Raw genomic sequence first — 24,876 nt, 5'->3', positions numbered from 1 at the left:
ATCTGCCCTTGATCGATCTTTCAAGGGCCAAGAGGCGTGTCAGCGTCCCTTGCGTGGCAACTCGATGCTGACGCGCAGCCCTCCCAGCGGGCTCTCAAGCAAGGTGATCCGTCCCTCCCAGGCCTCGACGATGTCCCGCACGATGCCCAGCCCCAGGCCATGCCCGTCCACCTGCTCGTCGAGCCGCGAACCGCGCTCCAGCACGTGCTCCCGTGCCTCACCGGGAATTCCAGGCCCGTCGTCGTCGACCCAGAGCTGGTAACCCTCGGCGGTTGCCTCGATACCCAGGCGTACCTCGCTGTCAGCCCATTTGCAGGCGTTGTCGAGCAGGTTGCCCAGCAGCTCCAGCAGGTCCTCGCGATCCCAGGGCAGCAACAACCCCGGTGGTACATCACGCGCCAGCAGCAGCCCCTCGCCATGGATCATGCCAAGCGTGGAGAGCAGCCCAGGCAGCTCCGCATCGCAGTCGAACTGCGCGCCTGGCAAGGCATCGCCCGCCAGGCGTGCGCGGTTCAGTTCACGGGCCAGGCGCTGCTGGATCTGCTCCAGTTGTTCGCGCAGTTGCGCCTGCACTTCAGGCAGATCGCGCAGGCGCTCGCTCGACGCCAGGCTCAGCAGCACCGCCAGAGGGGTCTTCAAGGCATGGCCGAGGTTACCCAGCGCATTGCGTGAGCGACGCAGGCTGTCCTCGGTGTGCGCCAGCAGGTGGTTGACCTGGTCCACCAGCGGTTGCAGTTCGCTGGGCACCTGGGCATCGAGTTGGGAGCGCTGCCCCTGTTGCAATTGGGCGATCTGCTGACGGGCGCGCTCAAGCGGACGTAACGAGCGGGTCACAGTGATGCGCTGCAGGACCAGGATCAACAGCAGCGCCAGCACACCCATGCCCAGGCCGATCTGCTGCAAGCGCCTGAACCCCTCGCGTACGGGTGAATAATCCTGAGCGACGCTGATCGAAATATCCTGGCCCAGGCGCCGGTAATCTCCGCGATAGGCCAACAGTTGCTGGCCTTCCGGGCCCAGCTCATGGCCATCCTCCAGCCCCGGGCGCGCGAGCTTGGGCATGTCCAGGTCCCATAGCGAACGGGAGCGCCAGGTGCCCTGCTCGAAATCGATGCGAAAGTAATACCCTGAAAACGGCCGTTGGTAGGCCGCCGAGATACGCCGCTCGTCCAGTTGCAGGCCGTTGGGGCCCCGGACCAGCGCCACCAGCAGGTTCTCGCTCTCCTTGCGCAGCCCGGCTTCGAGATAGCGCTGCAACCCGGCCTCGAACAACCACAGGGTCACCTGCGCCATCACCACGCCGACCACCACCAGCACGGCCACCAGGCCGAGGCTCAGGCGTGCCTGGATCGACTTCACCCGTTGCTGCTCCCGGCGTAGACATAGCCCTGGCCGCGACGGGTCTCGATCACGCTGCGTCCCAGCTTGCGCCGCAGGTGATTGACGTGCACCTCGAGCACGTTGGAGTCACGCTCGGTTTCCCCGTCGTAGAGATGCTCGGCCAAGTGGCTTTTGGACAGGACCTGCTGCGGGTGCAGCATGAAATAGCGCAGCAGGCGAAACTCGGCGGCGGTCAGTTGCACATCCACACCCTCGCGCACGACGCACTGGCGCCCTTCGTCCAGGTGCAGGCCCGCCGCCTCCAGGCGCGGCTGGTTGGCCAGGCCACGGGCACGGCGCAGCAGGGCCTGGATGCGCAGTTGCAGTTCTTCGGGGTGGAAGGGTTTGGTGAGGTAGTCGTCGGCTCCGGCCTTCAGCCCTTCGATGCGTTCGGCCCAGGAACCGCGAGCGGTGAGAATGAGCACGGGGGTGGCCAGCGCAGCGGCACGCCACTGCGTCAGTACCTCCAACCCCGGCAGGCCGGGCAGGCCGAGGTCGAGGATGATCAGGTCATAAGGCTCGCTCTGCCCCTGGTAGACCGCGTCACGACCGTCGGCCAGCCAGTCCACGGCATAGCCCTGGCGTTGCAGGCTGGCGATCAATTCGTCGGCCAGCGGCACATTGTCCTCGACAAGCAACAGGCGCATTCAGTCGTCTTCCTCGTCCTTGATCAAAACGCCGGTACGGGCGTCGTACTTGATTTCACGCACCACACCGGCCGGGGTCAGCAGTTCGACCTCGTACTCGTAACGGCCGTGCTTCTCTTCCAGCTCGGCCTCCAGCAAACGCGCCCCGGGGTAGCGCCCCAGGGCTGCGTCGAGCAGTTGCTCAAGCGGGAGGATGATGCCCTGCTGACGCAGCTCCAGGGCTTCGTCCTGGTCCAGGTCGCGGGCGGTCGCCGGCGAGCAGGCGACCCATAATGCCAGTGCCAGACAGGGCACCGCTCGCGGCAGGGTGTTCATCAGTTGTCTCGTTCGTCCTTCAGCACTTCACCGGTCTTGGCGTCCAGGGCCACGTCCCATTCGACGTTCTGCGCATCGCGCAGTTCGACCTTGTAGACATAGCGGCCGTATTCGTCTTCGAGCTCGGAGTCGGTCACGGTCGAGCCGGGATGCTTGGCCACGGCAGCGGCCTTGAGCTCATCCAGCGACTTGATGGTCTTGGCATTCACCAGTTTGACCACTTCGTCGGGCTGCACGTCCTTGGCGAAGGCGGCAGTGGCACCGAAGGTCAGGGCAGCGGCGGTGAACAGGGCAGTCAACGTTTTCATAGGGTCTCTCCATCGAGGTGCGTATGTTGTCTACGGGGTTAAGATTAACCACCGGTCCTTAACTCAACCTGAAAACAGCTGGCGACATGATAGCGCCGTTCGCAGCCTCCGAGCGCCTGTCGAACCCCAATTGCCTATAATGCGTCCCTGCCCTTCAAGAGACAGCCATGAGCGCCATCCATATCAAGTATCCCGCACTGACCTTCAAGGCCGGCCGACGCGCCCTGGCGCAGATCCGCGAGCGCGGCCTGCGGGCTGTCGATGTCGGGGTGCTCCCGGGGGCGGCCGGCGGCCCCAAGCCGCTGGGTATACAGGGCCTGGACCTGGCATTGTTCGGCCAGTTGCTGCCGTCGGCACCGCGGCAGCGCTCGCTGATCGGCGCCTCGATCGGCTCCTGGCGCTTTGCCAGCGCCTGCCTGGACGACCCCGTGGCCGGCCTGCGGCGCCTGGGCGAACTGTACACGGAGCAGGATTTCGCCAAGGGCGTAACCCCTGCGCAGATCAGCCAGAGCTGCCAGCGCATGCTCGACGATCTGCTACAGGGTCGTGACGGCCAGATCCTGGCCAATCCGAACTATCGCCTGAATATCCTGGTGGTGAAGAGCCATGGCCAGCTTGCCCATGATCACCCCGCGCGGCTGGGCATGGGCCTGTCCTCGGTGATTGCCAGCAACCTGCTCGGGCGTTCGCGCCTGGCCCGTCACTTCGAACGCATCATCCTGCATGACGGCCGTAGCGCACCACCACTGGACGCACTGACCGACTTTCCCTCGCGCTGCCTGCCCCTGGACCTGGGCAACCTGCGACAGGCGCTGCTCGCGTCGGGCTCGATCCCGATGGTGATGGAGGGCGTGCGCGATATTCCCGGCGCTGGCAACGGCACCTACCGTGACGGCGGCCTGCTGGACTACCACCTCGACCTGCCCTATCGAGGCGACGACCTGGTGCTCTATCCGCACTTCACCGACAAGGTCGTGCCCGGCTGGTTCGACAAGGCCCTGCCCTGGCGTCGCGGCGATGCCACACGCCTGCACAATGTGCTGCTGATGACCCCATCGCCGCAGTACCTGGCCTCCCTGCCCTATGGCAAGCTGCCAGACCGCAACGACTTCAAGCGCTTCATGGGGGATGCGCCGACACGCAAGCGTTACTGGTACAAGGCCATCGCCGAAAGCCAGCGCCTGGGCGACGAGCTGCTGGAGCTGGTCGCCACCGGGCGGCTGCATGAACGGTTGCAAGCCTTGTAGCAAGCATGCTGGTAGACTGCGCGCATTCCTGATTCACACAGAGTTCTGCCAGCGTGGAAATTTTCAAAGAGTTCACCTTCGAGTCCGCTCACCGCCTGCCCCACGTCCCCGAAGGACACAAATGCGGTCGCCTGCACGGCCATTCGTTCAAGGTCGCCCTGCACCTGACTGGCCCGCTCGACCCGCATACCGGCTGGATCCGAGACTTCGCCGAGGTCAAGGCGATCTTCAAGCCGATCTACGATCGCCTCGACCACAACTACCTGAACGACATTCCCGGCCTGGAAAACCCGACCAGCGAAGTGATCGCCAAGTGGATCTGGGAACAGGTGAAGCCGCTGCTGCCGGAACTGTCGAAAGTGCGTATCCACGAGACCTGCACCAGTGGTTGCGAATACACCGGCGACTGACCACCCGGCCGTCAGGGCTGTGGGTTGCGATGAGGCGGAACGCCAGACTGACTGACAATCAGCGTAAAGCCACCGCGCTTGCCGATCTGGTCGTTGAGGTAGGCGACATTCTCCACCTGACGCCTGACCTGGCGTCCCTTCGGGCTGTAGAGCGTCAGGTTCGGCAACACATCGTTGTCTCGCAATGCGGCGGGGTTCAGGCCCGGAATATGCCACAGGGGCGTTCGCTGTGCAGATGTAAGGGTGTATAGCGGAGTGGTCAACTGAATGGGTGGGTCAATAGGCAGCTCGAACGAAGTCCCGATAGGGTCGTTGATCTCGACCCTGGCCGGCTCGTCCACGTTCACGCCCGCCGGCGATCCGGCGCTGTAGAACCCCAGGTAGCCATTGCGACTGGTGTCGAGCCAGTAGTCGAGTTCGGGCCAGGCATGCTCGTTGCGCCCTTCGTAGGCGGGACGGATCTCGTACACATAGCCGTCGGCATGGCGGTAGACACCGAACCAGAAGCAGTCACTCACATAGCGTTTGTGCGCGTCCTTGCCGAACAAGCCTTCGAGCAGAAACGACTGGATCATCTCCTCGCCGTAGTCCCAACTGGTGATCAGCCAGCCATCGTCTCCATTCCAGTCATCGAACTCGACCCAGAACGGCCGGAACATGTCACTGTTCTCTTTCCATTGGCCGACGGTAATAGGGCGATCATGAAGCTGCCATTGGCAACGCGCGTTGAAACTCAGCAGGGGTTGAAACTCGAAACTAGACATACGGCGCTCCTGGAAGTGAGGGAGCGTCAACGCTAAAAAGTACGAGCGCGGCGCAGCAGCCTGAAGTCTTACCCCAGCGACTGCTGCAGGAAAGCAGGCGCGATGTAGCGCTGGTAATGGGCCTCGGAAAGCAGGAAGAACTCGCGGTCGATGGCGTCGCGCAACTGCGGCAGCTCCCAATCGCGGAACTCCGGCAGCAGGGCCATGCCGTAGGCTTCCAGGTCACGGATCATGCGGGCGCCACGCGCGATCAACTGGTAGGCCCAGCAATATTCGGACTGGTGCGGCACGAAACGGATTGAGCGCTGCTCCAATTGCTGGCGCAGCAGGTTTTGGTCGAACACTTCAAGCTTGGCCATCATCACCTGCACCAGCAACTGCTCCAGGCGCAGCCAGACTGCACGCTTCTGCTCCTCGTCATAACCGTTCCAATTGATCACTTCATGGTGAAAGCGCTTGCAGCCACGGCAGACGGTGTCTCCGTAGACAGTTGAGCAAAGACCGACGCAAGGGGTCTTGATGGACTGGTTGGACATGGAAAAACAACGGCTTGGCGGTGGAACACGGCGTCATGTTAGCCCTTTGTCTAACCGGGGTCACTCGTTAAAGTCATCGTCGGCAACTTACCTTCCGTGTTTTTTTGCCGTAGAATCACCCCGCCTTTTCAAGGCAACAATGTCCGTTGGAAGCTGTTTTCAAAGCGTCACGAGCACAGTTCATCCGGTAGAACGGTGTTGGCCCAGGCCATGCTCCCCGCATGGCCCGCGCCAACCCCTCATCAACGCTCCGTTCTACAGGCGTAAAACTTTGAAAGCAGCTTCTGTAAGGATTCTCTGCGACCCTGGCTGGACGGCTCAAAAAGCCGTGATCCGCGCATGGGTGCAGGGAATGCTGGATGAGCGTCCCGGACTCCCTTTAGGGACCACTGATGAGGGTAATAACTGTGCTTGAAGCCTACCGCAAACACATCGAAGAGCGTGCCGCCCTGGGTATCGTGCCCCAGCCGCTGAACGCCGAACAAACTGCAGGCCTGGTCGAGCTGCTGAAAAACCCGCCGGCCGGCGAAGAAGCCTTCCTCGTAGACCTGATCACCAATCGCGTTCCGCCAGGAGTCGACGAAGCTGCCTACGTCAAGGCCGCGTTCCTCTCCGCTGTCGCCAAGGGCGAAGCCAAGTCGCCACTGATCGACCGCAAGCACGCCACCGAGCTGCTGGGCACCATGCAGGGTGGCTACAACATCGAGACGCTGGTTGCGCTGCTGGACGACGCCGAACTGGGCGCCGTCGCGGGCGAACAGCTCAAGCACACCCTGCTGATGTTCGACGCCTTCCACGACGTGGCCGAAAAAGCCAAGGCCGGCAACGTGCACGCCAAGGCCGTCCTGGAGTCCTGGGCTGCCGGCGAGTGGTTCACCTCGCGCCCAGCCATCGCCGACAAGTACACCCTGACCGTATTCAAGGTGCCAGGCGAAACCAACACCGATGACCTGTCCCCTGCCCCGGACGCCTGGTCGCGCCCTGACATCCCACTGCACGCCCTGGCCATGCTGAAGATGGCCCGTGATGGCATCGAACCGCAGCAGCCTGGTTCGGTCGGCCCACTGGCCCAGATCGAAGCGGTCAAGGCCAAGGGCTTCCCGGTTGCCTACGTCGGCGACGTGGTCGGTACCGGCTCCTCGCGTAAATCCGCCACCAACTCGGTGCTGTGGTTCTTCGGCGACGACATCCCGTACGTGCCGAACAAGCGCGCCGGTGGTTTCTGCTTCGGCACCAAGATCGCCCCGATCTTCTACAACACCATGGAAGACGCCGGCGCCCTGCCGATCGAATTCGACTGCACCAACCTGGCCATGGGCGATGTCATCGACGTCTACCCGTTCAAAGGTGAAGTCAAGCGTCACGACAGCGGCGAGCTGGTCACCACCTTCGAACTGAAAACCGAAGTGCTGCTGGACGAAGTCCGCGCTGGCGGCCGTATCCCGCTGATCGTCGGCCGTGGCCTGACCGAAAAAGCCCGTGCCGAACTGGGCCTGGGTGCTTCGGACCTGTTCAAGAAGCCAGAACAGCCTGCCGACACCGGCAAGGGCTTCACCCTGGCACAGAAGATGGTCGGTCGCGCCTGCGGCCTGCCGGAAGGCCAAGGTGTACGCCCGGGTGCCTACTGCGAACCGAAGATGACCACCGTCGGTTCCCAGGACACCACCGGCCCGATGACCCGTGACGAGCTGAAAGACCTGGCATGCCTGGGCTTCTCCGCCGACCTGGTCATGCAGTCGTTCTGCCACACCGCGGCCTACCCGAAACCGATCGACGTCACCACCCACCACACCCTGCCGGATTTCATCCGCACCCGTGGCGGCGTGTCCCTGCGTCCAGGCGACGGCATCATCCACAGCTGGCTGAACCGCATGCTGCTGCCTGACACCGTCGGCACCGGTGGCGACTCGCACACCCGCTTCCCGATCGGCATCTCGTTCCCGGCCGGTTCCGGCCTGGTCGCCTTCGCCGCTGCCACCGGCGTCATGCCGCTGGACATGCCGGAGTCGGTACTGGTGCGCTTCAAGGGCAAGCTGCAACCTGGCATCACCCTGCGTGACCTGGTCCACGCCATCCCTTACTACGCCATCCAGAAGGGCCTGCTGACCGTCGAGAAGAAAGGCAAGAAGAACGCCTTCTCCGGCCGCATCCTGGAAATCGAAGGCCTGGACGAGCTGACCGTCGAGCAGGCGTTCGAGCTGTCCGACGCTTCGGCCGAGCGTTCGGCTGCCGGTTGCACCATCAAGCTGCCGGAAAAGGCCATCGCCGAGTACCTGCAGTCGAACATCACCCTGCTGCGCTGGATGATCAGCGAAGGCTACGGCGACGCTCGCACCATGGAGCGCCGTGCCCAAGCGATGGAAGCCTGGCTGGCCAACCCTGAGCTGCTGTCGGCCGACGCCGATGCCGAATACGCCGAGATCATCGAAATCGACCTGGCCGACGTCAAGGAGCCTGTGCTCTGCGCGCCGAACGACCCGGACGACGCCCGCCTGCTATCGCAGGTACAAGGCGAGAAGATCGACGAAGTGTTCATCGGTTCGTGCATGACCAACATCGGTCACTTCCGCGCTGCCGGCAAGCTGCTGGACAAGGTCAAGGGCGGTATCCCGACCCGTCTGTGGCTGGCGCCGCCCACCAAGATGGACGCCCACCAGCTGACCGAGGAAGGCTACTACGGCATCTACGGCAAGGCTGGCGCGCGCATGGAAATGCCAGGCTGCTCGCTGTGCATGGGTAACCAGGCACGTGTTCAGACCGGTTCGACCGTGGTCTCCACCTCGACCCGTAACTTCCCGAACCGTCTGGGCGATGCCACCAACGTCTACCTGGCGTCGGCGGAGCTGGCTGCAGTCGCGTCGATCCTCGGCAAGCTGCCGACCGTCGAAGAGTACCTGCAGTACGCCAAGGATATCGACAGCATGGCTGCCGACGTCTACCGCTACCTGAGCTTCGATCAGATCGCCGAGTTCCGTGAAGCGGCGGCCAACGCCAAGATCCCGGTGGTTCAGGCGTAAGCTGAGCAGTCGGTTGTAAATGAAAAGCCCCGGTAGAAATACCGGGGCTTTTTCAATTCCGGAAGGATCCCAGTAGGAGCGCAGGTCCCTGTGGGAGCGGGCTTGCCCGCGAAAGAAACACCGCGATGCATGGCACCGGCTACGCCGGTGATCGCGGGACAAGTCGCAGCGGCGAACCGCCGCTCCCACCGGAATTGGGCAGGCCTCAGATTTTTGAGCAAGACAGCTGCTCCTACACACAGGTGAGGCGCAGGCTGGAGGCCTAGAAGGCGTCGCCAGGCACCCTCACCCACCCTTCCATCAACACCCGCGCACTGCGGCTCATGATGGCCTTGGTCACCGTCCACTCACCCTCCGCCTTCCGCGCCTCGGCGCCCACCCGCAACGTCCCGGACGGGTGACCGAAACGCACCGCGCTACGCTCTCCTCCACCGGCCGCCAGGTTCACCAGAGTGCCGGGAATCGCCGCCGCCGTGCCAATGGCCACCGCCGCCGTCCCCATCATCGCGTGATGCAACTTGCCCATGGATAGCGCCCGCACCACCAGATCGATATCGCTCGCCGCCACAGCCTTGCCGCTGGAAGCGGTATACGACGTAGCAGGCGCGACGAAAGCGACCTTCGGCGTGTGCTGGCGGCCGGCGGCCTGGTCGATGTGCTCGATCAGGCCCATACGTACCGCGCCATGGGCACGGATGGTCTCGAAACGCGCCAGCGCGGCGGCATCGCCATTGATCGCATCCTGAAGCTCGGTTCCGGTGTAACCGATGTCGGCGGCATTGACGAAGATGGTCGGGATGCCGGCATTGATCAGGGTCGCCTTGAACGTGCCGACACCTGGCACCTCGAGATCGTCAACCAGGTTGCCGGTTGGGAACATCGCCCCGCCGCCCTCGCCGTCTTCATCGGCTGCAGGGTCGAGGAACTCCAGTTGCACTTCGGCCGCCGGGAAGGTCACGCCATCGAGCTCGAAGTCGCCGGTTTCCTGCACCTCACCCTCGGTGATCGGTACATGAGCAATGATGGTCTTGCCGATATTGGCCTGCCAGATGCGCACTGTCGCCCTGCCGTTGCGCGGGATGCGTGCCGGGTCCACCATGCCACCGGCGATGGCGAACGAACCTACGGCCGCCGAGAGGTTGCCGCAGTTGCCACTCCAGTCGACGAAGGCCTTGTCGATGGCGACCTGGCCGAACAGGTAGTCGACATCGTGATCGGGCTTGCTGCTTGGCGAAAGAATCACGGTCTTGCTGGTGCTGGAGGTCGCACCACCCATGCCGTCGATCTGCTTGGCATAGGGGTCGGGACTGCCGATCACTCGCAACAGCAAGGCATCGCGCGCAGGGCCTGGCACCTGGGCGCGCTCGGGAAGGTCTTGCAGGCGGAAGAACACGCCCTTGCTGGTGCCACCACGGATGTAGGTGGCGGGGATTTTCACTTGCGCTATAGATGCCATGAGCACTCATCCATCAAGGCCCCACACGCCCCCGTGGGAGCGGGCTTGCCCCGCGATGGCGTCAGAACAGACAGCGTTATTGCTCCTGCTGACGCAATCGCGGGACTAGCCCGCTTCTACAGGGTAAAAGCGGGGTTCAGGTTATTAGGCCGTCGCTTCGAGGAAGTCCTGGGCAAAGCGCTGCAGCACCCCGCCCGCCTCGTAGATCGACACTTCTTCAGCGGTGTCCAGACGGCAGGTCACCGGCACTTCGACACGCTCGCCATCGCGGCGGGTCACCACCAGCGTCAGGGTTGCGCGCGGCGTGCGCGCACCGACCACATCGTAGGTCTCGCTGCCGTCCAGGCCCAGGGTCACGCGCGTTGTGCCCGGCTGGAACTCCAGCGGCAACACACCCATGCCGATCAGGTTGGTACGGTGGATGCGCTCGAAGCCTTCGGCGACGATCGCCTCGACGCCCGCCAGACGCACGCCCTTGGCCGCCCAGTCCCGCGACGAGCCCTGCCCGTAGTCGGCACCGGCGACAATGATCAGCGGCTGCTTGCGCGCCATGTAGGTCTCGATCGCCTCCCACATGCGCGTCACCTTGCCCTCCGGCTCGATACGCGCCAGCGAGCCCTGCTTCACGCTGCCGTCTTCCTTGCGCACCATCTCGTTGAACAGCTTGGGGTTGGCGAAGGTTGCGCGCTGCGCGGTGAGGTGGTCGCCGCGGTGGGTGGCGTAGGAGTTGAAGTCCTCCTCCGGCAGGCCCATCTTCGCCAGGTACTCGCCCGCCGCGCTGTCGAGCATGATGGCGTTCGACGGCGACAGGTGGTCGGTGGTGATGTTGTCGGGCAGCACCGCCAGCGGACGCATGCCGCGCAGGGTGCGCTCACCGGCCAGGGCGCCTTCCCAGTAAGGGGGACGCCGAATATAGGTGCTCATCGGGCGCCATTCGTACAACGGCGCAACCTTCGGCCCCTTGTCTTCCTCGATGGTGAACATCGGGATGTACACCTGGCGGAACTGCTCGGGCTTGACCGAAGCACGTACCACCGCGTCGATCTCTTCATCGCTTGGCCAGATATCCTTCAGGCGGATTTCCTTGCCGTCGACCACGCCTAGTACATCCTTCTCGATATCGAAGCGGATGGTGCCGGCGATGGCATAGGCCACCACCAGCGGCGGCGACGCCAGGAATGCCTGCTTGGCGTAGGGATGGATACGCCCGTCGAAGTTGCGGTTACCCGAGAGCACTGCCGTGGCATAGAGATCACGGTCAATGATCTCCTGCTGGATCACCGGATCCAGTGCGCCAGACATGCCATTGCAGGTGGTGCAGGCGAAGGCGACGATACCGAAGCCCAACTGCTCGAGTTCCTGTTCCAGGCCGGCCTCTTTCAGATACAGCTGTACCGCCTTGGAGCCCGGCGCCAGCGAGGATTTGACCCAGGGTTTGCGCACCAGGCCGAGCCGGTTGGCGTTACGCGCCAGCAGGCCGGCGGCGATGACGTTGCGCGGGTTGCTGGTGTTGGTGCAACTGGTGATGGCGGCGATGATCACTGCACCATCGGGCATCTGCCCCGGCACTTCTTCCCAAGCCCCGGCAATGCCCTTTGCCGCCAGATCGCTGGTAGCCACGCGGGCGTGCGGGTTGGACGGGCCGGCCATGTTGCGCACCACACTTGACAGGTCGAAGGTCAGCGTGCGCTCGTATTCGGCCTTGGCCAGGCTGTCGGCCCAAAGGCCGGCGACCTTGGCGTAGGTCTCGACCAGTTGCACCTGCTGGTCATCACGACCGGTCAGGCGCAGGTAGTCGATGGTCTGCTGGTCGATGGCGAACATCGCCGCAGTAGCGCCGTATTCAGGTGCCATGTTGGAAATGGTGGCACGGTCGCCCAGGGTCAGCGCCCGGGCACCCTCGCCATGGAATTCGAGGTAGGCGCCAACCACTTTCTGCTTGCGCAGGAACTCGGTCAGAGCCAGTACCAGGTCGGTAGCGGTGATGTTCGGTGCCAGTCGACCGGTCAGCTCGACGCCGACGATTTCCGGCAGGCGCATCCACGAGGCGCGACCGAGCATGACGTTCTCGGCCTCAAGGCCACCCACGCCGATGGCGATCACGCCCAGGGCGTCCACATGCGGCGTGTGACTGTCGGTGCCGACGCAAGTGTCCGGGTAGGCCACGCCGCGATCGCTGTGGATCACTGGCGACATCTTCTCCAGGTTGATCTGGTGCATGATGCCGTTGCCCGGCTGGATCACGTCGACGTTCTTGAACGCCTGCTTGGTCCAGTTGATGAAGTGGAAACGGTCTTCGTTGCGACGGTCTTCGATGGCGCGGTTCTTCTCGAATGCTTGCGGATCGAAACCGCCGCACTCCACGGCCAGCGAGTGGTCGACGATCAATTGCACCGGCACCACTGGATTGACCTGCGCTGGATCGCCACCCTTGTCGGCGATGGCATCGCGCAGGCCCGCCAGGTCGACCAGGGCGGTCTGGCCGAGAATGTCGTGGCACACCACGCGCGCCGGGAACCAGGGGAAGTCGAGGTCGCGCTTGCGCTCGATCAATTGTCCGAGCGAGGCGTCGAGGGTGGCCGGATCGCAGCGGCGTACCAGGTTTTCGGCGAGCACGCGGGAGGTATAGGGAAGGCCGTCGTAGGCGCCGGGCTTGATCGCCTCGACCGCCGCGCGGGTGTCGAAGTAGTCCAGGGCAGTACCTGGCAGGTTCTTGCGGTATGCGGTGTTCATATCGTTATCAGGCTCGGTCACGGTTATCCAAGGGCCGCGGTCGCTCTTGTAGGAGCGGGCTTGTCCCGCGATGGCGTCAGTCGTGCCAATGATGCTGTCTGGTCTGACACTATCGCGGGGCAAGCCCGCTCCTACAGGGCGCGCGGCGCGCCTTTTGTCAGCGCTTGTCGATCGGCACGAACTGGCGCTGCTCGACGCCGGTGTACTCGGCGCTCGGACGAATGATGCGGTTGTTGGCGCGCTGCTCGAACACGTGCGCCGCCCAGCCTGTCAGGCGCGAGCAGACGAAGATCGGGGTGAACAGCTTGGTCGGGATGCCCATGAAGTGGTACGCCGAGGCATGGTAGAAATCGGCGTTGGGGAACAAGCGCTTCTGCTCCCACATGGTCTTGTCGATGGCCTCGGATACCGGGTACAGCACCGTGTCGCCCACCTCGTCGGCCAACTGCTTCGACCAGCCCTTGATCACCTCGTTGCGCGGGTCGGACTCTTTGTAGATGGCGTGGCCGAAGCCCATGATCTTGTCCTTGCGCTCGAGCATGCGCAGCAGCTCGGCGGTCGCCTCCTGCGGACTCTGGAAGCGCTCGATCAGCTCCATCGCCGCCTCGTTGGCACCGCCGTGCAACGGGCCGCGCAGCGAGCCGATGGCGGCCGTGACGCAGGAGTACAGGTCTGACAGGGTCGAGGCACAGACCCGTGCAGTGAAGGTCGAGGCGTTGAATTCGTGCTCGGCGTAAAGGATCAGCGAGACGTTCATCACCTTCACGTGCAGCTCGCTCGGCTTCTTGCCGTGCAGCAGGTGCAGGAAGTGGCCACCGAGGGTGTCCTCGTCACTGCTGCAGTCGATGCGCACGCCGTGGTGGGTGAAGCGGTACCAGTAGCACATCACCGCGGGGAACAGTGCCAGCAGGCGATCGGTCTTGTCGCGCTGGGCCTCGAAGGTCAGCTCCGGCTCCAGGGTACCGAGCACCGAGCAGCCCGTGCGCATCACGTCCATTGGATGGGCGTCGCGCGGGATGCGTTCGAGCACTTCCTTGAGCGCTTGCGGCAGGTCGCGCAGTCCCTTGAGCTTGTGTTTGTAGTCATCCAGCTCGGCCTTGCTCGGCAGCTCACCATAGAGCAGCAGGTAGGCGACTTCCTCGAACTCGGCGCCAGCGGCCAGGTCGCGCACGTCGTAGCCACGATAGGTCAGGCCGGCACCGGCCTGGCCCACGGTCGACAGCGCGGTCTGCCCGGCCACCTGGCCACGCAGGCCGGCACCACTGAGTACTTTTGCTTCGGCCATGGTGTTTCTCCTTTCTTGAACTTGTTATGGAAATCTGGCTAATCGTTGAAACTTGGGCCGACCCCTTCGCGGGTAAACCCGCTCCCACAGGGTTCCCCAGGCATCGAGCATCACGCCGTACTTGTGGGAGCGGGTTCACCCGCGAAGAGGCCAGCCGCTCCAACGCGAATCTTTGACCTTCAGCCCTTCTTCTGCGCAAACAGCGCATCAAGGCTCTGCTCGAACGCGTGATAACCAATGGCATCGTAGAGCTCCATGCGGGTCTGCATGGTGTCGATCACATTCTTCTGCGTGCCGTCGCGGCGCAGGGCGGCGTAGACGTTCTCGGCAGCCTTGTTCATGGCGCGGAACGCCGACAGTGGGTACAGCACCAGCGATACATCGACCGACGCCAGCTCGTCGGTGGTGTACAGCGGCGTGGCACCGAACTCGGTGATATTGGCCAGGATCGGCGCCTTCACCCGGTCGGCGAAGGTCTTGTACATCTGCAGCTCGGTGATGGCTTCGGGGAAGACCATGTCGGCGCCGGCCTCGACGCACGCCTCGGCACGGTCCAATGCCGCATTCAAGCCTTCCACTGCCAGAGCGTCGGTACGTGCCATGATCACGAAGCTGTCGTCAGTGCGCGCATCCACCGCTGCCTTGATCCGGTCGACCATCTCCTGCTGCGAGACGATCTCCTTGTTCGGCCGATGACCACAGCGCTTGGCGCCGACCTGGTCCTCGATGTGAATGGCCGCGGCGCCGAACTTGCACATCGAGCGCACCGTGCGGGCGACGTTGAACGCCGAGGCACCAAAGCCGGTGTCGACATCCACCAGCAGCGGCAGGTCGCACACATCGGTGATCCGGCGAACATCGGTCAGCACGTCGTCCAGCCCGCTGATGCCCAGGTCCGGCAGCCCCAGGGAGCCGGCAGCGACCCCGCCACCGGACAGGTAGATGGCCTTGAACCCGGCGCGCTTGGCCAGCAGCGCATGGTTGGCGTTGATGGCTCCGACTACCTGCAGCGGATGCTCGGCGGCTACGGCGTCGCGAAAACGCTGACCGGGGGTGCTCTTCACAGTCATGACTCACCTCGTGGGCTGTTGTTGTGGGCGTCCTGGTAGTGACGCTCGATATTGCGCTTGGACGCACCGATATGGCGGCGCATCAGGAGTTCGGCCAGCTCGCCGTCACGGTCGGCGATGGCATCGAGTATGCGGTGGTGTTCGGCGAAAGCCTGGCGCGGACGGTTGGGGGTGGCCGAGAACTGGATGCGGTACATGCGCACCAGCTGGTACAGCTCGCCACACAGCATCTTGACCAGGGTCTGGTTGCCGCTGCCCTGGATGATCCGATAGTGAAAGTCGAAATCGCCTTCCTGTTGGTAGTAGCCAAGCCCGGCCTGGAATGCCGCATCGCGCTCGTGGGTATCGAGCACTTGGCGCAGTTCGTCGATCTGGGCCACGCTCATGCGTTCAGCGGCGAGCCTGCAGGCCATGCCTTCGAGCGATTCGCGGATTTCGTACAGCTCGATCAGCTCGGCGTGGTTGAGCGATACCACCCGTGCACCGACATGCGGCACACGCACCAGCAGGCGCTGGCCCTCCAGTCGATGAATGGCCTCGCGCAACGGACCGCGACTGATGCCGTAGGTGCGAGCCAGCTCCGGCTCGGAAATCTTGCTGCCCGGGGCGATATCCCCCTTCACGATGGCCGCCTGGATGCGCCGAAAGACATTCTCTGAAAGCGTTTCGGAATCATCTGCAACCGGTGCGAGGGCCTGGGGCGCTTCCAGCATGATTGTCGACACCTTGTAAGTTGATAGCGCCAAAACTAGCCAAATAAAGGCGCGCAGTCAAAGACAAAAACAACATTGTCGACAATTGTCTAATAACGAACTTACCCCACGCTGCCGCGGTCAGATCGCAGCGCGCTGGCGTCAAGACGTCGGCGTGATAGAATGCCGCGCTTCCCAAGGATTACGGATAGTGTGCCTGTCATCATTTCATGCTGTTGACAGATGAACGAGGCGCTTGCGCCCTGCCCCGAACACAGACAGCACCGCGCCAGGACTATGAGACCCACGTTTTATTCACTGTTGTTCAGCCTCGCCTTGCTGCCGGCGCTTGGCCATGCGGCCGAAAAGACCGTGTACGGCCTGAACGAGTACGCCCGCCTGGGCGATCTTGACCTTGAAGTGGCCGCCAAGCTCGATACCGGCGCCAAGACCGCCTCGCTCAGCGCGCGCGACATCAAGCGCTTCAAGCGCGACGGCGAAAGCTGGGTGCGTTTCTACCTGGCCATCGACGCCGCCCACAAGCACCCCATCGAACGCCCACTGGCCCGCGTGAGCAAGATCAAGCGGCGCGCCGGTGACTACAATCCGGACGAAGGCAAGGCCTACACCGCCCGCCCGGTGATCGAACTGAACATCTGCATGGGCCAGGCCCTGCGCACCATCGAAGTCAACCTCACCGACCGCAGCGCCTTCCAGTTCCCGCTGCTGATCGGCTCCGAGGCACTCAAGCACTTCGACGCGCTGGTCGACCCCAGCCTCAAATACGCGGCCGGCAAACCTGCCTGTGCCACCGAAGCTCCCAAAGTAGAGTAATTCCGATGCGCTCTCTTACCCTGCACCTGAAAGTCCTGATCACCGTCCTGGTGCTGCTGGGCGTGACGGTCACCTGCTACCAGATCTTCATCCTGGGCATCCCGGTAACCGAAGACGAGACCGACGACCTGTGGAACATCGACGCCAAGGTCGAGTTCGTTGCCAGTCCCAAGGACCCGGTAAAGATCCAGATGTTCGTGCCGCCGCTGAACCGCGACTACGTGAGCCTCAACGAGAGCTTCATCTCCAACAACTACGGGGTCAGCGTCAACCGCACCGATGGCAATCGCAAGGTCACCTGGTCGGCTCGCCGCGCCAGCGGCAATCAGACCCTCTACTACCGCCTGGTCCTGACCAAGCGCTACAGCACCGAAAAAGCCAAGATCAAGGGCCCGACCTTCCGTGACAGCCTGGCGGTCGAAGGCCCCGAGAAAATTGCCGCCGAAGCGCTGATGGCACCGATCCGCCAGCACTCTGCCGACGTCGAGACCTTCGTCAGCGAGACCATCAAGCGCGTCAACAACCCCAACGATGACAACGCCAAGCTGCTGCTGGCCGGCGACAACTCCCCCATGAAGAAAGCCCAGGTCATCGACCTGCTGCTGTCGATCGCCCACGTGCCGATGGAAAAGGTCCACACCATCCGCCTGGTTGCCGACACCCCGCAAAGCCCTGAACTATGGCTGCGCAGCTTCAACGGCAACGCCTGGCTGTACTTCAACCCGGAAACCGGCGAACAGGGCCTGCCCAATGACCGCCTGCTGTGGTGGACCGGCGATGAAAACCTGATCACCGTCGATGGCGGCAAGAAGGCCACCGTCACCTTCAGCATGAACAACAGCGAGATGAACGCCATCCGCCTGGCCAAGCTGACCGACGAGAACACCGACGCCGACTTCCTCGAGTACTCCCTGTACGGCCTGCCGCTGCAAACCCAGCAGACCTTCATGATCATGGTGATGATCCCGATCGGCGTGTTGGTCATCCTCGTACTGCGCAACCTGATCGGCATTCAGACCCTCGGCACCTTCACTCCGGTGCTGATTGCCCTGGCCTTCCGCGAAACGCAGTTGGGCTTCGGCATCGTGCTGTTCACGGTGATCACCGCCCTGGGCCTTTCGCTGCGCTCCTATCTTGAACACCTGAAGCTGCAGATGCTGCCGCGCCTGTCGGTGGTGCTGACCTTCGTCGTGGTGCTGATCGCCGCGATCAGCCTGTTCAGCCACAAGCTGGGCCTGGAACGCGGGCTGTCGGTGGCACTGTTCCCGATGGTGATCCTGACCATGACCATCGAGCGCCTGTCGATCACCTGGGAGGAACGTGGCGGCGGCCATGCAATGAAAGTCGCCGTCGGCACCCTGTTCGCAGCCTCCTTGGCGCACCTGCTGATGACCGTGCCGGAAGCCGTGTACTTCGTCTTCACCTTCCCGGCCGTGCTGCTGATCCTGGTGGGCTTCATGCTGGCGATGGGTCGCTACCGCGGCTACCGCCTGACCGAGCTCGTTCGCTTCAAGGCATTCCTGAAGAAGGCTGACGCCTGATGTTCGGACTGATCAAGACGTGGAAAGCCCTGGAGGCCCGGGGCATCATGGGTATCAACCGGCGCAACGCGGACTATGTCCTGAAGTACAACAAGCGCCACCTGTACCCGATCGTCGACGACAAGATCATCACCAAGGAGCGCGCACTGGCGGCCGGCATCCATGTGCCGGAGATGTACGGCATCATCGAAACCGAAAAAGAGATCGAGAAGCTCGACGAGATCATCGGCGGGCGCAGCGACTTCGTCATCAAGCCGGCGCAAGGCGCTGGCGGCGATGGCATCCTGGTGGTCGCCGACCGCTTCGAGGACCGTTACCGCACGGTCTCGGGCAAGATCATCAGCCATGAGGAAATCGAGCACCAGATCTCGAGCATCCTCACCGGGCTGTATTCGCTGGGTGGGCACCGCGACCGCGCCCTGATCGAGTACCGCGTCACCCCGGACCAGATCTTCAAGAGCATCAGCTACGAAGGTGTACCCGACATCCGCATCATCGTGCTGATGGGCTACCCGGTGATGGCCATGCTGCGCCTGCCGACCCGCCAGTCCGGCGGCAAGGCCAACCTGCACCAGGGCGCGATCGGGGTCGGCGTGGACCTCGCCACCGGCGTCACCCTGCGCGGCACCTGGCTGAACCGGATCATCAGCAAACACCCGGACACCACCAACGCGGTGGATGGCGTGCAGTTGCCGAACTGGGACGGTTTCATGAAGCTGGCTGCCAGCTGCTACGAGCTGTGCGGGCTGGGCTACATCGGCGTGGACATGGTGCTGGACCAGGACAAAGGCCCGCTGATCCTTGAGCTCAACGCCCGCCCCGGCCTTAACATCCAGATCGCCAATGACTGCGGCCTGACCCAGCGTACCCACGCCATCGAGGCGCATATCGAGGCGCTGGCCAAGGACGGCATCAGCGAAGATGCCGAGACCCGGGTGCGAGTGGCTCAGGGGCTGTTCGGGCACGTCGTCCAGCAGTGATGCCAGGACAGGCCGTCCCTGCAGGGGCGGCCTGCTCCAACTGGTGCTAGGCACTTTTCCTACAGCGGCCTACAATCCCCGTCCTTGATTTTCATCGCCGTCCATTCCGATGCCGACCTGTACGCTGCACCCCCTGCCCTACCAGCCCGACCCTGCGCACTACTTCAGCCGCTTGCGCCTGGCCCCCGGCGCCATTCTGCTCGACAGCGCCCGCCCGGTCGCCGAGCGCGGACGCTTCGACCTGTTCAGCGCCTGGCCACTGCAACAACTGCAAGCGCAGGACGGCGAAAGCGGTGAACACTATCTGCAGCGGCTGCGCCAGGCCCTGGCAGGACTCGGCGAGGCTACACTGCCCGACGATAGCGAACTGCCGTTCGCCGGCGGACTGATCGGCTACCTGAGCTATGACTTCGGCAGGCGCCTGGAGCATCTACCGCAGCAGGCGACAGACGACCTCGGCCTGCCCGATGCGCAACTGGGCCTGTACGCCTGGGCCGCCATCACCGACCACCAACTGCGCACCAGCCAATTGGTGTTCCATCCCGCCTTGGCCGACAGCGAACGCCAGCGCCTGATCCGCCTGTTCGAGGAGGATGACGCGCCACTCAGCGGAACCTTCAAGCTGCTGTCTCCAATGCAGGGCGATCTTCGTGCCGAGCAGTACCACGCAGCCTTCGATCAGGTACAACGCTATATCCACGCCGGCGACTGCTACCAGATCAACCTCACCCAGCGCTTTCGCGCCCCCTGCCAGGGCGATCCGTGGCACGCCTACCAGGCGCTGCGCAGCGCCTGCCCGACGCCCTTCTCGGGCTTCCAGCAACTGAGTCCCGACAGCGCACTGCTGAGCTTTTCGCCGGAGCGCTTCATCCGCGTCAGCCAGGGCGACGTCGAGACCCGCCCGATCAAGGGCACCCGACCACGCTCGACAGACCCGGAGCAAGACCTGCGCAACGCCCGCGAGCTGCAAGCCAGCACCAAGGACCGCTCGGAGAACCTGATGATCGTTGACCTGTTGCGCAACGACATCGGCCGTACCTGCGAGATCGGCTCGGTGAAGGTGCCGGAGCTGTTCAGCCTCGAGAGCTACCCCAACGTCCACCACCTGGTCAGCAGCGTCACCGGGCGCCTGGCCGCCGACAAGGATGCACTGGACCTGATCGCCGGCAGTTTTCCCGGCGGCTCGATCACCGGGGCTCCGAAGATCCGTGCCATGCAGATCATCGATGAACTGGAGCCGACACGCCGGGCCCTGTACTGCGGCTCGCTGCTATACATCGACGTGCGCGGCGAGATGGACAGCTCGATCGCCATCCGCAGCCTGCTGGTCAAGGAGGGTCAGGTCAGTTGCTGGGGCGGTGGCGCGGTGGTGGCTGATTCGGCGTGGGAGGCCGAGTACGAGGAGTCGATCGCCAAAGTGCGGGTGCTGATGGAGACCTTGCAGGGGCTATAGCCGAGGATCCGCCCGCAAAGCGGGCGTCACCTATTCGAGCCCGTCTACCCCGCCATTTTTTGTTACCATCGACCCATTACGAGCGCACAGCGCCATACACACGATGGAAACCGCCTGATGAGCCAACCCTTCGACGTCGCCGCCCTGGCCGCGACCTATGCCAGCAAGTCCCCGCAGGACATTCTCAAGCTCGCCTTCGAACACTTCGGCGACGACCTGTGGATCTCCTTCAGCGGTGCCGAGGACGTGGTGCTGGTCGACATGGCCTGGAAGCTGAACAAGCAAGTCAAGGTGTTCAGCCTCGACACCGGTCGCCTGCACCCGGAAACCTACCGCTTCATCGACCAGGTTCGCGAGCAGTACAACCTGCCGATCGAGATCCTCAGCCCGGACCGCGCCAAGCTCGACCCATTCGTCAAGGAAAAGGGCCTGTTCAGCTTCTACAAGGATGGCCATGGCGAATGCTGTGGCATCCGCAAGATCGAGCCGCTGCGTCGCAAGCTGGCCACCGTCAGCGCCTGGGCAACCGGCCAGCGCCGCGATCAGAGCCCTGGCACCCGCAGCCAGGTTGCAGCACTGGAGATCGATTCGGCATTCTCGACGCCCGAACGCACCCTGTACAAGTTCAACCCTCTGGCACAGATGAGCAGCGCGGAAGTCTGGGGTTATATCCGCATGCTCGAGCTGCCTTACAACAGCCTGCATGAGCGCGGCTTCATCAGCATCGGCTGCGAACCTTGCACGCGCCCGGTGCTGCCGAACCAGCACGAGCGCGAGGGGCGCTGGTGGTGGGAGGAGTCGACGCAGAAGGAATGCGGATTGCACGCGGGCAACCTGATCAGCAAGGCCTGAAAACAAACGGGGCAAGCCCGCACCTACACAAGACCTGTAGGCGCGGGCTCGCCCCGCGACGGGGCCGCAACGCGGCCCCTGCTTCATGCCAACTCAGTGCACGGGTAACTCAACCCCTTCAAACAGCTCTTCGAGCTCCTGCTTGTTGTGGCACTGGATGGCCTTGGCCATCACTTCGCGGGTCAGGTGCGGTGCGAACTTCTCGATGAAATCGCACATGAAGCCACGCAGGAAGGTGCCACGGCGGAAGCCGATCTTGGTGATGCTGGCTTCGAACAGCTCGCTCGCATCCAGGCACACCAGGTCGCTGTCGAGCTTCGGATCGACCGCCATCTTCGCGACGATACCCACGCCCAGACCGAGGCGCACGTACGTCTTGATCACGTCGGCGTCTGCGGCGGTGAACACCACCTTCGGCGTCAGGCCGCGATGGTTGAACGCCTCATCGAGCTTGGAGCGGCCCGTGAAACCGAACACATAGGTGACGATCGGGTACTCGGCCACCGCTTCGAGGGTCAGCTTCGGCAGCTTGGTCAGCGGATGCCCCTGGGGCACCACCACGCAACGATTCCATTTGTAGCACGGCATCATGATCAGATCGCCGAACAGCTCCAGCGCCTCGGTAGCGATGGCGAAATCGACAGTGCCGTCAGCGGCCATCTCGGCGATCTGCATCGGCGAGCCCTGGTGCATGTGCAGGGATACTTCGGGGTACTGCTTGATGAAGTTGCTGATCACCGGAGGCAGGGCATAGCGGGCCTGGGTGTGGGTGGTCGCGATGGACAGCGTGCCCTTCTTCTCGTTGGAGAACTCCTGGGCGATCTGCTTGATGCTTTCGACCTTGCGCAGGATCTCGCCAGCAGTGGTGATGATGCGCTCGCCCGCCGGGGTGACGCGGGTCAGGTGCTTGCCGCTGCGGGCGAAGACTTCTACGCCCAGTTCATCCTCGAGGAGACGGATCTGCTTGCTGATCCCGGGCTGAGACGTGTACAAGCTCTGCGCAGTCGCGGAGACGTTGAGGTCGTGGTGCGCTACTTCCCAGATATAGCGCAGTTGTTGAAGCTTCATAGATTCCCCTCGAATCAGCGGTAGGTCACCGGCTGCTGGCAGCAACGATTTATAACTATATTAGTGGTAAGAGAAATAAATCTAGAACTATTTTGTTACACCCCAAGGAAAAGACCTACCGCCAGCATCAGACTTTCCTACGCCCCAAATGCTGTGCCAACGGCACCATGTACACCGGCACCGGGGACAGCTGCAGCAGCCGCACCGCTGTGCGACCGATCGGTACATCGACACCCGCGCCCTCGGCGTGACTGCCGAAGATCAACAGGTCGACCGCCAGGCGCTGGGCCTGCTCCAGAATCACTTGCGCCGGATCGCCCTGGCGCACTCGCACGGCCTTGATCACCGCCAGATCGGCCGCCTCGCCCAATTCCTCACGAAAATTTTCCAGCACCTGCTGCTCGATGTTGGCCATCACCGTATTGACCCCTTGGGAGTGCAGGCGGTCGAGGGTCTGCTCATCGAGATAGCTTTGCAGCAACGACTCGGCGAACTGGCCCATGGGTTCGACGGCGTGGATCACGTACAACTCTGCGTTGAAGGTCCGCGCCAAGGCCAGGGCGTGTTGCATGACGAAGGGCGCATACACGCCGAGATCGGTGGCGTACAGCATGGAACGGATCATTCGGCCTCCTCCACTGCCGCGGGGGCAGAGCAAGCTACAGCTTAGCAGTGCCGTGGAGAGCCGCTTCGCCGTCCGGCGCAGCGGCCAGCCATAGGCTTCAGCCCGCGCAGTTGCGCCGATCGATGAACGCCAGCGCCTGGTACAGCGCCTCCATCTTCGGCAAGTGGCAACCGGCCTCGCGAGCACGGGCCAGGGGCTCGCCGTAGATCACCTGCAACTCCAGCGGCCGCTGCTGAGCGTGATCGTGGTACATGCTCGGCCAGTAGTCAGGCATCTGCTCGGTGACCCGGAACAGGTGCTCGGCATAGCCCTCCGGCAGGATATGCCCGCAGGCCCGTGCGCCCTCGACCACTTCGGCCATCAGCCCGCGAACCAGCGCGCGGCTGTCAGGGTCAGTCATCAGAGGCGTCGTGCTGGCCTGCAGCAACACTGACAGGCCGTTGTACGGCACATTCCACACCAGCTTCTGCCAGCGCGCTTGAGCGAGGTTGTCCATTGGCTGCGAGTCGACGCCCGCCGCGCGGAACAATTCGGCGCCCTCGGCGACGATGGCTGCGCCGCGGTCATCGCTGGGACCGCTGTGGTAACCCAGGTTGACCGCGCCAAGCGCCTGGTGGCGGATCACCCCGGGCGCTTCACGGTTCACACAGATAAAGCACAGCCCCCCGAGCAGGTGCATGTCGTCGCGCAACGCGCCACGCAACTGCTCCTCGACGCCCAGGCCATTCTGCAGCAACACCACCCTGGCACCGGGCGCAGCCGCCTGGACGATCAGCGGCGCCAATTCGGCGTTACTGGTGGCCTTGGTGCCGATCAGCAACCAGTCGCACGGCGGCATGTCGCTGGCCGAGGCATAAGCCTGGACGTCCATCTGCAACTCACCGTGCACAGCGCTGCGCAGCGTGAGCCCGTGCTCATGCACCACGCCATATTCGCTGCGCAGCAGAAAGTGCACGTCAAAACCGGCACGCGCCAGCATCAGCCCATAGAAGCCACCGATGGCACCGCTACCGATGATGCCGATGCGTTTGTTACGAGGATCCATACCGCTCTCCTGTCGAAGCGATGACTGTCTGTCCGTTTTTTTACAGCGAATCAGCCGGTTTGCGATCCTTCACTATACTCAAGCGATGAAGGTCAAATAATCGACACGGAGTCGACAATGTGTGGATTTCTGCCTCATCCTGACGGGATTCCGCTCGAACTGAATCTTCGCCCGTCTCCCAGCTTGTTCCGTCGGCACCTGCATACCCTGGGGCTTGGCGGCATCGCTTGCAACCACCCGCGTGCCTACCGTCGCGGCACTGCGGTGGAAGTGGTCATTCCGTCATTGGGCGCACAGGCGCGCTATCCCGGTTATGTTGCCTGGTGCCAGCAGCTGGATGCAGGCTACCGCGTGGGCATCGCCTTCACCGACGACCAGGCCCTGTTCGGCGCGCGCATGGGTGAGCAGGTTTGCCATATTCATCATTATTGCCAAGTGCACCAGCAACATGACCTGCACGGCGAACAGGCGCAGGTGCTGGCGCAGCAGTGGATCGCCCAGCATGGCGCCGAATTTTCCGAAGCAGCGCTGGTGGGCGAACACCCCCTGATGTCGACCCCCTCGGCGAGCCCCCTGCGCGATCCTTGTATCGCGATCGGCCTGCAAGGCAGGTCGCGC

At 63.4% G+C, this 24,876-nt stretch carries 22 protein-coding genes and 1 pseudogene; 9 read left to right on the top strand and 14 right to left on the bottom strand.

Translation table 11 applies throughout. The features are described from left to right. Window positions 1–39: 39 nt before the first annotated feature. From ACTYOL_RS09525 to ACTYOL_RS09510, 4 genes are read right to left on the bottom strand one after another with little or no spacing between them, the layout of a single operon-like run. Window positions 40–1,359 carry a sensor histidine kinase gene (locus tag ACTYOL_RS09525; RefSeq protein WP_444757820.1) on the bottom strand — a complete coding sequence of 440 codons (1,320 nt, stop codon included), beginning with the start codon at window positions 1,357–1,359 and terminating at the stop codon, window positions 40–42. Further along, on the bottom strand, window positions 1,356–2,027 hold the full coding sequence (locus tag ACTYOL_RS09520; protein WP_153772968.1) for a response regulator transcription factor: 672 nt from the start codon (window positions 2,025–2,027) through the stop codon (window positions 1,356–1,358). Before ACTYOL_RS09520 ends, ACTYOL_RS09525 begins: the two co-directional genes overlap by 4 nt. Further along, complete coding sequence (locus ACTYOL_RS09515; RefSeq protein WP_054894717.1) at window positions 2,028–2,342, bottom strand: PepSY domain-containing protein; 315 nt, start codon at window positions 2,340–2,342, stop codon at window positions 2,028–2,030. Continuing rightward, window positions 2,342–2,650: a PepSY domain-containing protein gene (locus ACTYOL_RS09510; RefSeq protein WP_054894716.1), complete on the bottom strand. Its 309-nt coding sequence runs from the start codon at window positions 2,648–2,650 to the stop codon at window positions 2,342–2,344. The genes ACTYOL_RS09515 and ACTYOL_RS09510 overlap by 1 nt, the downstream gene beginning before the upstream one ends. A 167-nt stretch (window positions 2,651–2,817) precedes the next feature. Between ACTYOL_RS09510 and ACTYOL_RS09505 the strand changes: the two genes are divergently transcribed. Further along, on the top strand, window positions 2,818–3,897 hold the full coding sequence (locus ACTYOL_RS09505; RefSeq protein WP_444757819.1) for a patatin-like phospholipase family protein: 1,080 nt from the start codon (window positions 2,818–2,820) through the stop codon (window positions 3,895–3,897). A 53-nt stretch (window positions 3,898–3,950) separates the two neighbouring features. Beyond that, entirely contained in the window at window positions 3,951–4,307 is a 357-nt protein-coding gene (gene queD / locus ACTYOL_RS09500) for a 6-carboxytetrahydropterin synthase QueD (RefSeq protein ID WP_028634508.1), read from the top strand. 11 nt (window positions 4,308–4,318) lie between these two features. Here queD and ACTYOL_RS09495 read toward each other — a convergent pair whose 3' ends face one another. Both ACTYOL_RS09495 and ACTYOL_RS09490 read right to left on the bottom strand, forming a co-directional pair. Continuing rightward, a complete protein-coding gene (locus tag ACTYOL_RS09495) occupies window positions 4,319–5,071 on the bottom strand; it encodes a hypothetical protein (protein ID WP_153772967.1) in 753 nt (250 codons plus the stop codon). Window positions 5,072–5,139: 68 nt separating this feature from the next. Then, on the bottom strand, window positions 5,140–5,607 hold the full coding sequence (locus tag ACTYOL_RS09490; RefSeq protein ID WP_197890084.1) for a DUF1289 domain-containing protein: 468 nt from the start codon (window positions 5,605–5,607) through the stop codon (window positions 5,140–5,142). 407 nt (window positions 5,608–6,014) lie between these two features. Between ACTYOL_RS09490 and acnB the strand changes: the two genes are divergently transcribed. Continuing rightward, complete coding sequence (gene acnB, locus ACTYOL_RS09485) at window positions 6,015–8,624, top strand: bifunctional aconitate hydratase 2/2-methylisocitrate dehydratase (RefSeq protein ID WP_197890282.1); 2,610 nt, start codon at window positions 6,015–6,017, stop codon at window positions 8,622–8,624. 262 nt (window positions 8,625–8,886) lie between these two features. On the opposite strand, the gene prpF is transcribed toward acnB, so the two are convergent. From prpF to ACTYOL_RS09460, 5 genes are all read right to left on the bottom strand, one after another. Beyond that, entirely contained in the window at window positions 8,887–10,080 is a 1,194-nt protein-coding gene (gene prpF, locus ACTYOL_RS09480) for a 2-methylaconitate cis-trans isomerase PrpF (RefSeq protein ID WP_444757818.1), read from the bottom strand. A gap of 144 nt (window positions 10,081–10,224) precedes the next feature. Then, a complete protein-coding gene (acnD, locus tag ACTYOL_RS09475; RefSeq protein ID WP_063544147.1) occupies window positions 10,225–12,813 on the bottom strand; it encodes a Fe/S-dependent 2-methylisocitrate dehydratase AcnD in 2,589 nt (862 codons plus the stop codon). A 157-nt stretch (window positions 12,814–12,970) separates the two neighbouring features. Then, the gene (prpC, locus tag ACTYOL_RS09470; RefSeq protein WP_197890080.1) at window positions 12,971–14,098 is read right to left on the bottom strand and encodes a bifunctional 2-methylcitrate synthase/citrate synthase; all 1,128 of its coding nucleotides are present in this window, start codon (window positions 14,096–14,098) and stop codon (window positions 12,971–12,973) included. A gap of 179 nt (window positions 14,099–14,277) precedes the next feature. Then, window positions 14,278–15,168, bottom strand: coding sequence for a methylisocitrate lyase (gene prpB, locus ACTYOL_RS09465; protein ID WP_153772964.1), 891 nt, complete (start codon window positions 15,166–15,168; stop codon window positions 14,278–14,280). Beyond that, the gene (locus ACTYOL_RS09460; protein ID WP_054895452.1) at window positions 15,165–15,881 is read right to left on the bottom strand and encodes a GntR family transcriptional regulator; all 717 of its coding nucleotides are present in this window, start codon (window positions 15,879–15,881) and stop codon (window positions 15,165–15,167) included. The genes prpB and ACTYOL_RS09460 overlap by 4 nt, the downstream gene beginning before the upstream one ends. Before the next feature lie 276 nt (window positions 15,882–16,157). Here ACTYOL_RS09460 and rloA point away from each other — a divergent pair, with 276 nt between their 5' ends. The 5 genes from rloA to ACTYOL_RS09435 all read left to right on the top strand — a co-directional run bounded on the left by rloA (window position 16,158) and on the right by ACTYOL_RS09435 (window position 21,520). Continuing rightward, on the top strand, window positions 16,158–16,694 hold the full coding sequence (gene rloA, locus ACTYOL_RS09455; protein WP_054895451.1) for a retropepsin-like aspartic peptidase RloA: 537 nt from the start codon (window positions 16,158–16,160) through the stop codon (window positions 16,692–16,694). Between the two features lie 5 nt (window positions 16,695–16,699). Beyond that, the gene (gene rloB / locus ACTYOL_RS09450; protein WP_063544143.1) at window positions 16,700–18,235 is read left to right on the top strand and encodes an osmotic stress tolerance membrane protein RloB; all 1,536 of its coding nucleotides are present in this window, start codon (window positions 16,700–16,702) and stop codon (window positions 18,233–18,235) included. Beyond that, window positions 18,235–19,215, top strand: coding sequence for an alpha-L-glutamate ligase-like protein (locus ACTYOL_RS09445; protein WP_063544141.1), 981 nt, complete (start codon window positions 18,235–18,237; stop codon window positions 19,213–19,215). Before rloB ends, ACTYOL_RS09445 begins: the two co-directional genes overlap by 1 nt. Window positions 19,216–19,324: 109 nt before the next feature. Next, the gene (pabB, locus tag ACTYOL_RS09440; protein WP_444757817.1) at window positions 19,325–20,668 is read left to right on the top strand and encodes an aminodeoxychorismate synthase component I; all 1,344 of its coding nucleotides are present in this window, start codon (window positions 19,325–19,327) and stop codon (window positions 20,666–20,668) included. 117 nt (window positions 20,669–20,785) lie between these two features. Beyond that, window positions 20,786–21,520: a phosphoadenylyl-sulfate reductase gene (locus ACTYOL_RS09435; RefSeq protein WP_054895447.1), complete on the top strand. Its 735-nt coding sequence runs from the start codon at window positions 20,786–20,788 to the stop codon at window positions 21,518–21,520. Between the two features lie 93 nt (window positions 21,521–21,613). On the opposite strand, the gene cysB is transcribed toward ACTYOL_RS09435, so the two are convergent. The 3 genes from cysB to ACTYOL_RS09420 all read right to left on the bottom strand — a co-directional run bounded on the left by cysB (window position 21,614) and on the right by ACTYOL_RS09420 (window position 24,258). Beyond that, window positions 21,614–22,588: an HTH-type transcriptional regulator CysB gene (gene cysB, locus ACTYOL_RS09430; RefSeq protein WP_054895446.1), complete on the bottom strand. Its 975-nt coding sequence runs from the start codon at window positions 22,586–22,588 to the stop codon at window positions 21,614–21,616. Between the two features lie 127 nt (window positions 22,589–22,715). Then, window positions 22,716–23,213 carry a universal stress protein gene (locus ACTYOL_RS09425; RefSeq protein ID WP_054895445.1) on the bottom strand — a complete coding sequence of 166 codons (498 nt, stop codon included), beginning with the start codon at window positions 23,211–23,213 and terminating at the stop codon, window positions 22,716–22,718. Between the two features lie 97 nt (window positions 23,214–23,310). After that, a complete protein-coding gene (locus ACTYOL_RS09420; protein WP_063544137.1) occupies window positions 23,311–24,258 on the bottom strand; it encodes a putative 2-dehydropantoate 2-reductase in 948 nt (315 codons plus the stop codon). Between the two features lie 117 nt (window positions 24,259–24,375). Here ACTYOL_RS09420 and ACTYOL_RS09415 point away from each other — a divergent pair. Next, window positions 24,376–24,792, top strand: a pseudogene (locus ACTYOL_RS09415) (PilZ domain-containing protein); the annotation flags it as partial. Between the last annotated feature and the right edge of the window lie 84 nt (window positions 24,793–24,876).

The organism is Pseudomonas sp. A014 (assembly GCF_052378495.1).
GTDB classification, from domain to species: Bacteria; Pseudomonadota; Gammaproteobacteria; order Pseudomonadales; family Pseudomonadaceae; genus Aquipseudomonas; species Aquipseudomonas machongensis.
Note: the sequence above shows the minus strand (reverse complement) of the source record. Positions and strands in the feature narration are given on the sequence as shown.

Coding starts and splice junctions, on each gene's coding strand:
- ACTYOL_RS09520 (WP_153772968.1), bottom strand. CDS start 2,027: ATGCGCCTGTTGCTTGTCGAGGACAATGTGCCGCTGGCCGACGAATTG.
- ACTYOL_RS09515 (WP_054894717.1), bottom strand. CDS start 2,342: ATGAACACCCTGCCGCGAGCGGTGCCCTGTCTGGCACTGGCATTATGG.
- ACTYOL_RS09510 (WP_054894716.1), bottom strand. CDS start 2,650: ATGAAAACGTTGACTGCCCTGTTCACCGCCGCTGCCCTGACCTTCGGT.
- ACTYOL_RS09505 (WP_444757819.1), top strand. CDS start 2,818: ATGAGCGCCATCCATATCAAGTATCCCGCACTGACCTTCAAGGCCGGC.
- ACTYOL_RS09495 (WP_153772967.1), bottom strand. CDS start 5,071: ATGTCTAGTTTCGAGTTTCAACCCCTGCTGAGTTTCAACGCGCGTTGC.
- ACTYOL_RS09490 (WP_197890084.1), bottom strand. CDS start 5,607: ATGTCCAACCAGTCCATCAAGACCCCTTGCGTCGGTCTTTGCTCAACT.
- prpF (WP_444757818.1), bottom strand. CDS start 10,080: ATGGCATCTATAGCGCAAGTGAAAATCCCCGCCACCTACATCCGTGGT.
- acnD (WP_063544147.1), bottom strand. CDS start 12,813: ATGAACACCGCATACCGCAAGAACCTGCCAGGTACTGCCCTGGACTAC.
- prpC (WP_197890080.1), bottom strand. CDS start 14,098: ATGGCCGAAGCAAAAGTACTCAGTGGTGCCGGCCTGCGTGGCCAGGTG.
- prpB (WP_153772964.1), bottom strand. CDS start 15,168: ATGACTGTGAAGAGCACCCCCGGTCAGCGTTTTCGCGACGCCGTAGCC.
- ACTYOL_RS09460 (WP_054895452.1), bottom strand. CDS start 15,881: ATGCTGGAAGCGCCCCAGGCCCTCGCACCGGTTGCAGATGATTCCGAA.
- rloA (WP_054895451.1), top strand. CDS start 16,158: ATGAGACCCACGTTTTATTCACTGTTGTTCAGCCTCGCCTTGCTGCCG.
- rloB (WP_063544143.1), top strand. CDS start 16,700: ATGCGCTCTCTTACCCTGCACCTGAAAGTCCTGATCACCGTCCTGGTG.
- ACTYOL_RS09445 (WP_063544141.1), top strand. CDS start 18,235: ATGTTCGGACTGATCAAGACGTGGAAAGCCCTGGAGGCCCGGGGCATC.
- pabB (WP_444757817.1), top strand. CDS start 19,325: ATGCCGACCTGTACGCTGCACCCCCTGCCCTACCAGCCCGACCCTGCG.
- ACTYOL_RS09435 (WP_054895447.1), top strand. CDS start 20,786: ATGAGCCAACCCTTCGACGTCGCCGCCCTGGCCGCGACCTATGCCAGC.
- cysB (WP_054895446.1), bottom strand. CDS start 22,588: ATGAAGCTTCAACAACTGCGCTATATCTGGGAAGTAGCGCACCACGAC.
- ACTYOL_RS09425 (WP_054895445.1), bottom strand. CDS start 23,213: ATGATCCGTTCCATGCTGTACGCCACCGATCTCGGCGTGTATGCGCCC.
- ACTYOL_RS09420 (WP_063544137.1), bottom strand. CDS start 24,258: ATGGATCCTCGTAACAAACGCATCGGCATCATCGGTAGCGGTGCCATC.